9 protein-coding genes are annotated in these 12,732 nt (G+C 69.3%); 8 read left to right on the forward strand and 1 reads right to left on the reverse strand.

Annotation, left to right across the window (positions count from 1 at the left end; genetic code table 11):
• Positions 1-79 precede the first annotated feature (79 nt).
• The 8 genes from CYFUS_RS20625 (at position 80) to cglE (ending at position 11,858) form a co-directional block, all read left to right on the forward strand.
• Entirely contained in the window at positions 80-895 is an 816-nt protein-coding gene (locus CYFUS_RS20625) for an outer membrane beta-barrel domain-containing protein (RefSeq protein WP_095986783.1), read from the forward strand.
• A gap of 13 nt (positions 896-908) precedes the next feature.
• A complete protein-coding gene (locus CYFUS_RS20630; RefSeq protein WP_095986784.1) occupies positions 909-1,922 on the forward strand; it encodes an outer membrane beta-barrel domain-containing protein in 1,014 nt (337 codons plus the stop codon).
• A gap of 10 nt (positions 1,923-1,932) precedes the next feature.
• Entirely contained in the window at positions 1,933-3,405 is a 1,473-nt protein-coding gene (locus CYFUS_RS20635; protein WP_095986785.1) for a tetratricopeptide repeat protein, read from the forward strand.
• A 272-nt stretch (positions 3,406-3,677) separates the two neighbouring features.
• Positions 3,678-7,340 (forward strand): tetratricopeptide repeat protein, encoded by a 3,663-nt coding sequence (locus tag CYFUS_RS20640; protein ID WP_095986786.1) that lies wholly within the window; start codon positions 3,678-3,680, stop codon positions 7,338-7,340.
• 11 nt (positions 7,341-7,351) lie between these two features.
• Entirely contained in the window at positions 7,352-8,770 is a 1,419-nt protein-coding gene (locus CYFUS_RS20645) for a tetratricopeptide repeat protein (protein ID WP_232537681.1), read from the forward strand.
• A gap of 181 nt (positions 8,771-8,951) precedes the next feature.
• Entirely contained in the window at positions 8,952-9,233 is a 282-nt protein-coding gene (locus CYFUS_RS20650) for a hypothetical protein (RefSeq protein ID WP_095986788.1), read from the forward strand.
• 40 nt (positions 9,234-9,273) lie between these two features.
• Positions 9,274-11,175 (forward strand): AgmX/PglI C-terminal domain-containing protein, encoded by a 1,902-nt coding sequence (locus tag CYFUS_RS20655; RefSeq protein WP_095986789.1) that lies wholly within the window; start codon positions 9,274-9,276, stop codon positions 11,173-11,175.
• An 86-nt stretch (positions 11,176-11,261) separates the two neighbouring features.
• Entirely contained in the window at positions 11,262-11,858 is a 597-nt protein-coding gene (gene cglE, locus CYFUS_RS20660; RefSeq protein WP_095986790.1) for an adventurous gliding motility protein CglE, read from the forward strand.
• A 10-nt stretch (positions 11,859-11,868) separates the two neighbouring features.
• Here the strand turns inward: cglE and CYFUS_RS20665 are convergent, their stop codons facing one another.
• Positions 11,869-12,627, reverse strand: coding sequence for a zf-TFIIB domain-containing protein (locus CYFUS_RS20665; RefSeq protein WP_095986791.1), 759 nt, complete (start codon positions 12,625-12,627; stop codon positions 11,869-11,871).
• Positions 12,628-12,732: the final 105 nt, after the last annotated feature.

A 12,732-nucleotide genomic window follows, 5' to 3' on the forward strand; every position in this document is an offset into this window, starting at 1 on the left:
GTGTGAAAGCACCTCCCCACGCGATTGACTCTCTTGCCCTCAAGAGAAGCCATGCCCACATGGTTCGCCATCCGGACATATGAATCCACGCATTCCTCTTCGTTTCGTCTCGCTGGCCCTGGTGCTCATGGCCCTGAGCGCGTCGGCGCAGCAGCAGGTGTTGGATCCCGCCGCCGTGCGCCATCGCCTCTACTCGCCCCAGCAACACCTGGAGCTGTCGCTCGCGGTGGGCCTGCCGGCGCGGGAGTACCTCACGGCGCACTACAACCTGAACGTCGCGCTCGCCTACAACTTCGTCGAGTCGTTCGCCCTCGAGGCGCGCGCCGGCTACGCGCTCAGCCGGCAGACGGGGCTGGCCCGCTCCATCTCCGAGAGCTTCCTCGCCCGCGAGGACAAGCAGCTCACCGACGAGCTGGCGGACATGTGGCAGATGGGCGCGCACGGCGTGGTGGGCGCGCGCTGGGCTCCCATCTACGGCAAGCTGTCCCTGCTGGCCGACGCGACGGCGCACTTCCAGGCCTACCTGTGGGCCGGAGGCGGGCTCGCCTCGCTGCGGCGCCAGTCCATCATCCAGTGTGGCCAGGTGATCGACCGCGCTCAGGGCGTGTGTGACAACCGCACGGACGTGGCCGATCGCTCCACCGCCACCGAGTCCTACTGGCGCGTGGAGACGCGCGCGGCGCCGGTGGTCTCCGGCGCGGTGGGCCTGCGCTTCTTCCTGGGCCCCCGGCACGCGCTGCGCCTGGAGCTGCGCGACTGGATCTTCGCGGACCGGTACCGCGTGAACGTGGTGCGCGAGGACTGGGAGGCGGGGCGCGAGAGTGGCGAGCCCGCGCCCAACCCCGGCTTCACGCACCTGGTGCAGTTCGACCTCGGTTACACCTTCCTCTTCTGAGGCTCCGCGTCCCATGCGACCCACCTCGTTCCTCTCCTTCCTCCTGGCCACGGTCTGCGCGCCGGCCCTGGCCCAGGCTCCCGTCGAGCAGGCGCCCATTCCGGTGAAGGCCGCGGATGCCCCGCTGGCCTCCACCGCCAGCCCGGACGCGCCGCTCCCGGTGGCGGACCCCGAGGCGCAGCGCCTGGTGAATGGCGCGCCCCTGCACAATCCGAACGTGGCCGTGCACGTGGTGCAGAAGAAGCGCTTCGCGGACGCGGGCCGCCACGAGTTCACCCTCTACCCGGCCATCCCCCAGGTGAATGGCCGCTTCACCGAGCACGCCGGCAGCGCGCTGGGCTACACCTACCACCTGCAGGAGAACTTCGCCCTGCAGCTCACCGGCCAGTACAACTGGTACGCCAACGAGAGCGCCTTCAACCTGGAGCTCATCGACAAGGTGCGCGAGCAGGCCCAGGCGGCCACGGCGCTCCTGCTCCAGTGGGGCGCGCAGGCGGGCGTGGAAGTCACGCCGCTCTACGGCAAGTTCGCCTTCTACGACAACCACCTCTTGCAGTTCAGCGTGGTGATCAACGGCGGGGCGGGGGTGGGCGCCTCGCGCGTGCTCGTGCGTCCCCAGGTCACCAACCAGGTGGACGGGGTGGGCACCGTCGTCCCGGCGCGCCTGGGCGACACGGGCACCAGGTTCGTCGGCTCGGTGGGCGGCGGCCTGCGCGTGCAGTTCGGCGACTCCATGGCGCTGCGCCTGGAGCTGCGAGACCTGGTCTACACCGCGCGCGTGGATCGCGTGGATGGGTGCAACCAGCAGGACTTCGCGCTGCTCGAAAAGGCGCTCGGCACCGGCGAGCCCTTCAGCGCGCTGCCCCTGAGCGGTGGCTGCCAGTACTCCCGCTTCGACGGCGTGGATCCCAAGACGGGCAAGAAACTGCGCGAGGACATCGTCCTGGGCAAGGACCTCGTCGGAAACCCCTCGTCGGACGTGCTCAACAACCTCGGCTTCTACGCCGGCTTCTCCTACCTCTTCTGAGGACCGAGCCATGCACCGCCTGTTTCTCTCTTCCTGGCTGCTTCTCGCTCCCCTGGCCGCCTCCGCGCAGGACGCGGCGCTGCGCTTCCAGGAGCAGGCCACCCGCTCCACCAACGCCGAGGAGCGTGGCCGCGCCGAGCTGTCGCTCGCCCAGACCTTCGCCAGCGAGGACCTGCCCGTCAGCGCGCTCGTCGCCTACGCGCGCATCGTCGCCGCCGGACCCCAGCACCCCGCCTATCTCCAGGCCCTCGAGGGGCTCGTGGACATGCAGGAGCGGCTCAACGAGCAGAACCTCGTGCCCAACCTGCTCGACAAGGCCTACACCCCGGAGGCGCGCGACACCTGGACGAAGCTGCCTCGCGAGGTGCTCGCCCGCGTGAACTATCAGCTCGGCACCATCCACCACCGCCGCGGCCGCCTCGAGGAGGCCCGTGCCCTGCTGGAGGCCGTGCCCGCCGACAGCCGCGTGTACGCCCGCTCGCGCTACCTGCTGGGCGTGGTGCTCGCGGATCCCAAGTTCCCCGGCCGCCCCGGAGAGGGGGATGCGCTGGACACCGCCGCCCTCGCCGCCTTCCAGGCCGCGCGCGACGCCAAGGGCAATCAGCTCGGCCTCGACGAGGTGAAGCAGCTCGCCCTGCTGGGGCTCGGCCGCCTGCACTACGGCCGGCACGAGTACCCCCAGGCCATCACCGCCTATGAGGCCGTGCCACGCTACGGCCGCTTCTGGGATCAGGCCCTGTTCGAGAACGGCTTCGCCCGCTTCCAGGACGAGGACTTCGGCGGGGCGCTCGGCAGCCTCCAGGCCCTGCATGCCCCCCAGTTCGAGGGTGCCTTCCAGCCCGAGTCGTGGATCCTCAAGGCCACCGTCTACTACTACAGCTGTCTGTTCGACGAGGTGAAGACCACGCTCGCCGCCTACGAGGCCCTCTACGAGCCCATGGCGAAACAGCTCGAGCCCTTCACCCGCGACGAGGATCCGCTGAGCGCCTACAACCTGGTGTCGGCGGAGAACCGGCGGCTGCCCGGGCCCGTCTACCTGTGGATCCACGGCAACGAGCGCATCCAGGACGTGATGCGGATGGTGACCCAGGTGGACGCCGAGCGCCGGCGGATCAGCGAGCGGGCGGCCTGGCGGGGCACGGGGCTCGTCCAGGAGGCGGTGTCCGGACTGGAGGAGGTGCGCGCCACGCTCACGCAGATCGGCGGCCGCTTCGCCCACAGCCGCCTGCTCGAGGCCGCCCAGAACCTGCGCACCTTCGCGGATCAGGCGGAGATCATCCGCGTGCAGACGGCCCTGGACGAGAAGGATCTGCTGCTCGCGGGTGTGGATCAGAAGGCACTGCTCAAGACCCAATCCATCTACCGGCCGAAGATGCCGGGCGCCGCGTGGAACTACTGGAAGTTCGAGGGCGAGTTCTGGCGCGACGAGATTGGCTATTACCAGTACACGCTCAAGCGCGGCTGCCCGGCCAAACCCCAATAGCGCGCGTACAACGTCTGGAATTGCACACGAGGGGCGGGCCCACGCGGATGATCGCGGGGCGCCGCCCCTCGGTGTTTCCCACGGTGTTGTGAAGCGAGCGGATCTCCGTGGGTAGAGCACTTCTCATTCCAACTCCCCGTTTCTACTTTGGCCCGTACCTTTCGGTGGGTGGTGACGGAGGCGATGGGGGCGGACAAGGGTGACTCCGGAGATCGGAGCCCCGGGGGCCGCCAAGGTGCCCTCTATTTCCTGGCCCCACCACAGGAGCTCGCATGAAGTCGGTCCTTCGTTTCGGTGCGCTGGCGATGGGTGTGGCGCTGACCGCGGGCGGAGCAGGGGAGGCGGCCCAGCCGTCCTCCAAGTCCTCCCAGACGGTGGAGTCGCGCAAGGGCACAACCTCCAAATCCAAGGCGGGCCCGCGCAAGCAGGCAGCCCGCAAGCCGGGGGCAGCCAAGCCCTCCTCCAAGAAGGACGCGGCGGGCCGCGCCACCGCGGAGGAGGCCCGGTCCCAGACGGCCACCGCGGCCGAGGACGACGTGCCCACGCGGGTGGGCCCCGCGCGCATGAGCCCGGCGGCCATGGCCAGCGCTCCACGCATCGCGGACGAGAAGAAGGACGCCCTGGCCGACGCCAAGCGCGACGAGGCCCTGGAGGGCTTCAAGCGCCTGATTCCCAAGCTGCAGGAGGGCTCGCACCGCAAGGCGGACATGCTCTACCGCATGGGCGAGCTGTACTGGGAGAAGTCCAAGTACCTCTACCAGCTCGAGATGAACCGCTTCCTCGCCGCGGAGAAGGCCTACGACGCGGCCATTGCCCGGGGCGAGCAGATCGAACAGCCCAAGCAGGAGCATGCCGAGAGCGAGCGCTACCGCGCCGAGACGATGCGCATCTACAAGGAGCTCTTGCGCGACTACCCGGAGTGGCCGCAGCGCGACGAGGCGCTCTTCTACCTCGGCTACAACCATCAGGAGCTCAACCAGCGCGACGAGGCGGTGAAGAACTACCTGGAGCTGGTGGAGAAGTACCCCCAGTCCCAGTTCGTGCCGGACACGTACATCCAGCTCGGCAACCACTTCTTCGACAACAACAAGCTCAAGGAGGCGCGCGGCTACTACGAGAAGGCGCTCGCCTCCAAGGTGCCGAAGATCTACGCCTACGCCGTCTACAAGCTCGCCTGGTGTGACTACAACGCCGGTGGCTACGACGAGGGCCTGGCCCGGATGCACGAGGTCGTCGACTTCGCGAGCGCCCGCGGCGAGGAGCTGGGCGACCTGCGCACCGAGGCGCTCAACGATCTCATCGTCTTCTACGTGAAGCTCGACAAGGCGAAGGAGGGCATCGCCTTCTTCAAGCAGAAGGCCCCACAGAAGCGCCAGGAGCGGCTCATCTCCAAGATGGCCGCGCAGCTCATGGACGTGGGTCTGTACGACAGCGCCATCGAGACCTACCGCGTCCTCATCCAGGACCAGCCCCTGGGCGCCAGCGCTCCCGAGTACCAGCAGGCCATCGTCCGCTCCTACGAGGGGCTGCGCCAGCGCGACAAGGTGCGCTCGGAGATGAAGCTCATGGTGGCCGGGTACCGGCCCGGCGGCGACTGGTGGAAGGCCAACGAGGGCAACACGCCCGTGCTTCGCAACGCCTTCAGCGTCACCGAGGAGGCCATGCGCGTGATGGTGACGGACTACCACCAGGAGGCGCAGAAGACGCGCCAGGTGGAGACGTACCGGCTCGCCCGCGACATCTACAAGGAGTACGTGGACACCTTCGCCTCCAGCGAGGATCCCGAGTTCCTCTCCGACTCCGCGTTCAACATGCGCTTCTTCTACGCGGAGATCCTCTGGGCGCTCGAGGAGTGGGAGGCCGCCGCCGCCCAGTACGACCTCGTGGCCTCCTTCCAGGTGCCCGACCGGGACTCCGCTCGCGAGGTCTCCAACGAGAGCTACCGCAAGAGCGCCTCGTTCGCCGCCATCATGGCCTACGACAAGCTCGTGAAGATCGAGCGCGGCCAGCTCGCCCAGAGCGACCTCAAGGACGGCCAGAAGGTCGACGAGAACAAGTCCAAGGGCCAGGTGGAGAAGAAGGGCCGCATCACCAAGAAGGACACGAACCTGGCCGAGGAGCCCCTCACGCGCTTCGAGGAGAAGCTCGTCGCGGCGTGCGACACGTACAACCGCCTCTTCCCGGACAACCCGGACGAGATCGATCTGCGCTACCAGGCGGCCCTCACCGTCTACGACCGCCACCACTACGTGGACGCGGCGCGCCGCTTCGGCGACATCATCCAGAAGTTCCCCGCCGAGCGCCGCAGCCGCGACGCGGCCGACCTCACCCTGTTCATCCTCGAGTCGCGCGGGGAATGGGCGGAGCTGAGCAAGCAGGCGCGGCTGTTCCTCGCCAACGACAAGCTCATCAAGCCCAATCCCGAGTTCGCCGCGCGCGTGGCCCGCGTCGCCGAGGGCGCGCAGTACAAGTGGATCCACGAGGTCGTCTACCAGAAGGAGAAGAACCCGGAGAAGGCGGCCAGCCTCTTCCTGGACTACGTGAAGGAGTTCCCGCGCTCGAGCAACGCGGACCGGGCGCTCACCTCCGCCATGGTCTTCTTCCAGGAGGCCGGGCAGATCGACCGGGGCGTGAGCGCCGGAGAGCGCGTCCTCGCCGACTACCCGCGCAGCATCTTCGAGCCCAAGGTGCGCTACACGCTCGCGCACCTCTACGAGAAGACGGCCGAGTTCGCCAAGGCCGCCGCCATGTACTCCTCGTTCGTGGCCACCTATGACGCCGCCAGCGGCGACATCGTCGACGCCAAGGCGAAGCAGGCCGCCGCCCGCGCCGCCGCGCGCAAGAACAAGGGCAAGAAGACGCCCCCCGCCGCCGCCACGCCGCCTCCGGTCGATGCCCCCGCCGACGAGACGGCGAGCTCCCGGGAAGAGGAGCGCCGCGCGCTCATCGCCGAGGCCAGCAAGTGGGTGTCCGACGCGCTCTTCAACGCGGGCCTGTGGTGGGAGAGCCTCGGTGAGTCCGACAAGGCGCTCACCGCCTACCGCGCCTACCTCGCGCGCTTCAAGGATCTGCCGGACGTGCCGCGCATCGCCTTCAACGTGGGCCTGGTGCACGAGAAGGACGGCAAGTGGGGCGACGCCGTGCGCGCCTTCACCTCCTTCGCCGAGACGTATGCCCGCGACTCGCGCACCTCCGCCGCTCAGGTCTACCTCGCGCGCTACAAGCAGTTCATCGGCTACCGCAAGCTCAAGGACACCTCCAACGCCGAGCGCCTGCGCAAGGATCTCGTCTACCTCTGGAACCGCCTGAGCCCCGAGGACAAGCAGAAGCCGGAGCTCGTCGACGCCTACGGCCACGCGCGCTTCCTCTCCGTGGAGGACGACTGGAACCAGTACGTGGCCATCCGCTTCAAGCGCGTGTCCACCGTGCGCGCGGACCTGGTCGCCAAGCAGCGCGCCATCCAGAAGCTGGAGAAGTCCTACGTCGACGTGCTCTCCAGCGGCTCGGGCGAGTGGGGCATCGCGGCGCTCACCCGCATCGGCATGGCCTACGCGGACTTCGCGCGCAACATCCAGGAATCGCCCAACCCGCCGGGGCTCGACGAGGAGCAGCTCGCCATGTACCGCGGCGAGCTGGAGAACCTCGCGCTGCCGCTGGAGGACAAGGCGAGCGAGGCCCTCGACAAGGCGCTGGGCAAGGCCTACGAGTTGTCCCTGTACAACGAGTGGACGCTCGCGGCCCAGGAGCAGGTCAACCGCTACCACCCGGGCACCTACGCCCAGGTGCGTCAGGTGCCCTTCCGCGGCAGCGAGTTCTTCGCCACCGCCGACGTGGCCAAGGAGTCCGGCGTCGCCGACGAGCCCAAGGAGGGTGAATCCCCCCGGGCCGAGGAGACGCCCAAGCCGTCCACCGCTTCGCGAGAGGTCCAGCCGTGAAGGTGACCACCATGCATCCACTCCACTCCCTGGGCAGGACGCTCCTGTCGCTCGGCCGCGGTCTGGCCGCCACCACGCTGGCCTTCACCGCCGCGTGTGCCACCACCTCGTCGGTGAAGTCCACGCCGGTGGCCGCCACCGCCGAGGCCCCGGTTCCCGTCCAGGTCGAGGCCCCACCCGCGCCGGCTCCGGCCCCCGCGGACACTCCGGCCGCCAGGGCCCGCGAGCGCTTCGCCGAGGCCGTGGCCGCCTTCGACGCGGGGGACTACGCCCGCGCCGAGGAGGGCTTCCAGGAGGTGCTCCACCGCGCTCCGCAGAGCCTCAACGCCCAGTTCAACCTGGGCGTCATCGCCGAGCGCCAGGGCCGGCTCGCCGACGCCCAGGCCGCCTACGAGAAGGTGCGCTTCCTCGATCAGGGCCACGTGCCCACGCTGCTCAACCTGGGCCGCCTCTACCGCATGCAGGGCAAGTTCGCCGAGGCCATCGCCCTCTACGAGGCCGGGTTGAAGACGCCGGGCCGTGACACGGAGCCCGCGCTGCTCAACAACCTCTCGGTCGCCTACCGGCTCGCGGGCAAGCTGCCCCAGGCCGAGGCCACCGCGCGCCGCGTGCTCTCCCGTCACCCGGACGACGCCGAGGCCTACAAGAACCTCGCGCTCGTCTACTACGAGCAGGGCCGCTACCGGCTCGCCGAGACGGTGCTCGTCAACGCGCGCAAGCTCGCCGAGAAGGATCCCGGCATCTCCAACAACCTCGGCATGGTCTACCTCAAGCTCGAGGACCGGCCCCGCGCGCTCGCCCAGTTCCAGAAGGCGGTGTCGCTCGACGAGCGCTTCGCCCCGGGCTACGTGAACCTGGGCGCCCTGGCGCTCGCCTGGCGCGACTACGCGGGCGCCGAGCGCGCCTTCTCCAAGGCGGTGGAACTGGAGCCCCAGTCGCACGAGGCGTGGCTGTCCTATGCCTACGCGCTGGACGGACAGAAGGGCCGGGACGCGAAGAAGGGCCTCCAGGCGGGCGAGGCCTTCGAGAAGGTGCTCGCGCTGCGCGCCGACTCGCCCGAGGCCGTGTGCGGCGCGGGCTGGGCCTACGCGGTGGATCGCGCCGGCTGGGACAAGGCCGAGGGCTTCCTCCAGCGCTGCCAGGCGGCGGCGACCACGAGCGCCCAGGACAAGCAGATGATCGCCGCGAAGCTCCAGGGCATCGCCGCCATGCGCAAGAGTGGCGCGCCCGCGGCTCCGGCCGAGGACGGGGCCTCGAGCGCCGTGGGCGGCAGCGGCGCGATGCAGGGCGGCTCGCCCGGGGAGCAGGCCGCCCCGGAGGGCACCCCCGCGCAGGACACCGCGCCCGCGACGGAGGCCACCCAGGACGCCGCGCCCGCCGGGCAGCTCGAGGGCTCCGAGCCTCCGGCCGAGGCGCCGAAGGCCGAATAAGCTGCACCCCGCCCGGAGGAAATTTTTTCCTCCGGGTGGGCTTCGTGGGGAATGCGCTGGGAAGCGCGCTTGGAGTTTCGCGGACTTCCAGTGCCTCACGGTTGGTGCAGGTCATGCAAGAGCACGAGGAGGAGCTTCATCCACCCCGTGCGGTCCAGCGGCAGGGACGAGGAGAACCGAGATGAGACGATGGACGGCGGCGGTACTGGCAGTCGCGATGTGGGCAGCCCCGGTGCTCGCCCAGGGTGAGTCGCAGACCCAGGTCAAGGTCATCCAGGAGGAGGACAAGGTCGTCGTGCGCAAGAAGACGACCATCGACTTCACCGACATGGCGGTGGAGGGCGAGCTCACCAAGCCGGAGGGCTCGTACGTCCTCAACCGGAAGAAGACGGACTTCCAGAGCCTCATCCGGGTCCGGGACAACTTCAATCCGGAGCTGCAGAAGTCGGTCGACAACCTCTAGGGGTGGATAGGGAACGCGGGACGGAAGGGAGGAGGCGGGGATGGTGGGGAAGAAGAATGGGTTGATGCTGCGAATCACCGGTCCGGACGGCTCCGTGCACGAGGCCGTTTCGGACGCCGAGAGCGTCATCGTCGGCTCGGGCGCGCAGGCGGCGGTGAAGATCCTGGATCCACGGGTCTCGAACCTCCACGTGATGTTGAAGGTGGAGCGCGGCTCGGTGACGGCGATCGATCTGGGCAGCGAGGCGGGCACGCAGGTGGGCGGCCAGCGGGTGATCGGCCCGAAGACGCTCGCTCCGGGCGATGTGCTGCTGGTGGGCGGCTCGCAGGTGGAGGTCTTCTTCGGGGACGAGTCGCACGCGGGCGCGCAGGTCAACGGCGGCTCCATGCAGGGCTCGGTGCTGCTGCCGGCCACGCAGGTGATCGCACCGGCGCCGAGGGCTCCCGCCCGGGCTGTGGAGCAGGCGCCCCGGGCGGTGCCGCCGGGGATGCGCAGCCGCACGGGGATTGCGACGGTCGCGCCGGCTCCCGTGGCGCGCAAGCCGAGGACTCCGGCCGCGGCGTATCTGCAGGAGCCGCTGCCGCCCGAGGCGCTGCCGACGAAGGACGCCAAGGTCCTCCAGGTGCGTCAGCTCTGGGGCGATCAGATGCTGGCGGTGGAGCACTTCCGTGACGGGGTGCCCGTGACCATCGGCGAGGGCAAGCGCGACTTCTTCCACGTGTACGAGCCCGAGGTGGGAGCGCGGCACGTGCTGGCGGTGGCCAGGGGGGAGCAGTTCGAGCTGCGCGTGCCGGCGGGCGCGGGCGTCATCGTCACCGACAACGGGGACGTGCGCACCAAGGAGCTGCTGCGCTCGCAGGGGCGGCTCAAGGCCACGGACGGAGAGCACGCGTACTCGCTGGGGCTGCACGAGCGCGCCGAGGTGTCGCTCGGCACGCTCACCTTCGTGGTGCGCTACGTGAAGCCCTCGCCGGCGCTTCCGGTGAACGACCTGAAGCCGGCGGACTTCACCTGGTTCAAGATCCTCAGCGTCAGCCTGCTGGCGGCGGCGGCCGTGGTGGCGGCGATGCTGCTGACGCCCCGCTCGGACACGCCCAACGCGGACGACGTGTTCCAGGCGCAGCAGCGCGTGGCCAAGTTCCTCGTCAAGCCGAGCAAGCCCATCGACATGAAGCGCTTCAACAAGAAGAGCGCGGACGAGGGGGCCAAGGCCAAGGACGAGGAGGGCAAGTTCGGCAAGGAGGAGGCGAAGAAGGCCGAGGCGGATCCGTCCAAGGCGGGCACGCCCATCGTCAACAAGAACAAGAAGGAGCAGGACCGCAAGACGATCGCCCAGGTGGGTCTGCTCGGCGCGATGAAGGGCCTCAAGGGCGGCGCCTCGGACGTGTTCGGCCCCGGTGGCCTGGGCACGGGCATCAACTCCGCGCTGGGTGGCCTCAAGAGCGGCGCGGGCCTGGGTGACGCGCAGGGCGTGGGCGGGCTGGGCTCGCGCGGTCAGGGCACGGGCGGTGGTGGCGCCGGGCTCGGCATGGGTGGCCTGGGCACCAGGGGCAACGGTCGGGGCATGGGCGGTGGCGGCATCGACCTGTCCGGCCGCGGCAAGACGGTGACGAAGATCGTCCCTGGGAAGACCACGGTGATTGGCGGTCTGGACAAGGACGTCATCGCGAAGATCATCCGCAGCCACCAGAATGAAATCAAATACTGCTACGAGACGGAGCTGAACAAGAACCCGAGTCTGGCGGGCAAGGTGGCGGTGGCCTTCACGATTGATCCGGCGGGTGGGGTGGCCGAGGCGAACGTGACGGAGACGACACTGAACAGCTCCGCGGCCGAGGCCTGCATGCTCTCGCGCATCCGCCGCTGGAAGTTCCCCGAGCCCAAGGGGGGCGGTGTCGTGGCGGTGACGTATCCCTGGCTGTTCTCGCCCGCGGGCGAGTAGTCCCTGTCAGGCTGAAGCGCTCATGACGTGCACGCCCCTCTCCCGGCCTGGGAGGGGGGCGAGTTTTTACGAGAGGGTTCGTGGAGATGAAGACGCCGTTGTTGACCGCCGTGCTCGCGCTGCTGCCCACCGCCGCCCTGTCGGCCACCGCCCCCGAGGGAGTGCCGCTCGAGGTGCGCCGGGGCTTCTTCACCGAGGCCGATATCGGGGTGTTCTTCACCGTGGGAGGGCTCAACCGCTACTCCAACGCGCAGACGTACCTGCAATTGGGCGTGGGGTATGACATTTCGGATCGGGTGACGTTGGGGTTGCACTTTGGCATGGGAGCGTCGGCGGCGAACTGCTTCGCCAGCTACCTGCCGGGGACGAACGCGTGCGCCCGGAGCGACAACTTCTCGGTGGTGTTCGCCGACGTGACGGCGGGCTACCTGGTGCCGCTGGCCACGCGCTTCTACCTGGTGCCGAGGCTGGCGGCGGGGCTGTCGCGGTTGGACCTGTCGCCCACGGGCACGGGGGATCCGGCGGCGCCGCGGACGGTGCCCAACGCGGGCGTGGGGATTGGGGTGGAGTACGCGACGCCCCTGGACCACTTCTCCGTGGGCGCGGACGTGATGGCCCGCTACCTCATCGGGCCCAACATCCCGACCTTCGCCGTCTTCCCGCGGGTGAAGTACACCTTCTGAGCGGGCGTCCCTAGGAGAAGATGTCCAGCAGATCCAGGGCATCGAACAGGAGTTCTCCGCCGGCCGCGATGAGATCGAGGCCCTCGCTCGAGGCCGATGTCTGTTCGGAGGGGAGGATGACGACCGGGGCCGTGGCCTGGGAGCGGGCTGGGGCGCTCGGGCGGAACTGCTTCGTTCCCTGGTTCGCCATCAGGAGCCGCGCGGCGACCTCGGGGGCCACGTCCCGGCGCGAGTCGCCCGGCTTCTGGGCCCCACGGATGGTGGTCTCCACACAGGCCGGGTCGAGGAGGCTCAAGGGGGCACGGCAGCGCGCACAGGCGGTCATGTTGGCCAGGCGCACGGGCTCGCCGCAGTCGGAGCACAGCAGGGTGTCCACGTGTTTGCGCAGCTCCGCTTGCTCCTTGGGGTTGAGCTCGCGGGCGAGGCCCTTCTCCCGGAGGAACTGGAAGAAGGTGATGAAGTGGCCGTGCTGCTGTGGGCAGCGCGAGTACTGGAAGCGGTGGTTGTGCGCCATGTCATGGACGAGTGCGAGCTTCTCGTCACCGCGAGGGCAGGAGAGGGTGCCCGAGCGCCTCGGGTGGTAGGAGCCCCGCTGGCCGTACACGGCGCGGAAGAGCTGGAGGGTGCCCGTGGGGGAGAGCCGCAGGCTCTCGTGGGTGTCGAACCACAGTCCCCCGCACTCCTGGCAGACGTCGATCGTGACGCGCGTGCCGTTGCGGCCCTCGAAGGCGCGCTCGAGCATGGGCTGCTTGCACTCCGGACATTTCATCGGGACCTCCGATGGGGCGCAGTGTAGTCCAACCGGATTCCCATGGGCCGGGGGAATGCCGCCAGGAGAGTACTGTGAGCTTGCGGCACACCTCCGTTCGTCTAC

The sequence above is a fragment of the Cystobacter fuscus genome (assembly GCF_002305875.1).
GTDB lineage: Bacteria > Myxococcota > Myxococcia > Myxococcales > Myxococcaceae > Cystobacter > Cystobacter fuscus_A.

Bases quoted from the DNA above. Each gene is read 5' to 3' on its own strand.
- cglE (WP_095986790.1), top strand. From the start codon at position 11,262: ATGAAGACGCCGTTGTTGACCGCCGTGCTCGCGCTGCTGCCCACCGCC.
- CYFUS_RS20635 (WP_095986785.1), top strand. From the start codon at position 1,933: ATGCACCGCCTGTTTCTCTCTTCCTGGCTGCTTCTCGCTCCCCTGGCC.
- CYFUS_RS20625 (WP_095986783.1), top strand. From the start codon at position 80: ATGAATCCACGCATTCCTCTTCGTTTCGTCTCGCTGGCCCTGGTGCTC.
- CYFUS_RS20645 (WP_232537681.1), top strand. From the start codon at position 7,352: ATGCATCCACTCCACTCCCTGGGCAGGACGCTCCTGTCGCTCGGCCGC.
- CYFUS_RS20650 (WP_095986788.1), top strand. From the start codon at position 8,952: ATGAGACGATGGACGGCGGCGGTACTGGCAGTCGCGATGTGGGCAGCC.
- CYFUS_RS20640 (WP_095986786.1), top strand. From the start codon at position 3,678: ATGAAGTCGGTCCTTCGTTTCGGTGCGCTGGCGATGGGTGTGGCGCTG.
- CYFUS_RS20665 (WP_095986791.1), bottom strand. From the start codon at position 12,627: ATGAAATGTCCGGAGTGCAAGCAGCCCATGCTCGAGCGCGCCTTCGAG.
- CYFUS_RS20655 (WP_095986789.1), top strand. From the start codon at position 9,274: ATGGTGGGGAAGAAGAATGGGTTGATGCTGCGAATCACCGGTCCGGAC.
- CYFUS_RS20630 (WP_095986784.1), top strand. From the start codon at position 909: ATGCGACCCACCTCGTTCCTCTCCTTCCTCCTGGCCACGGTCTGCGCG.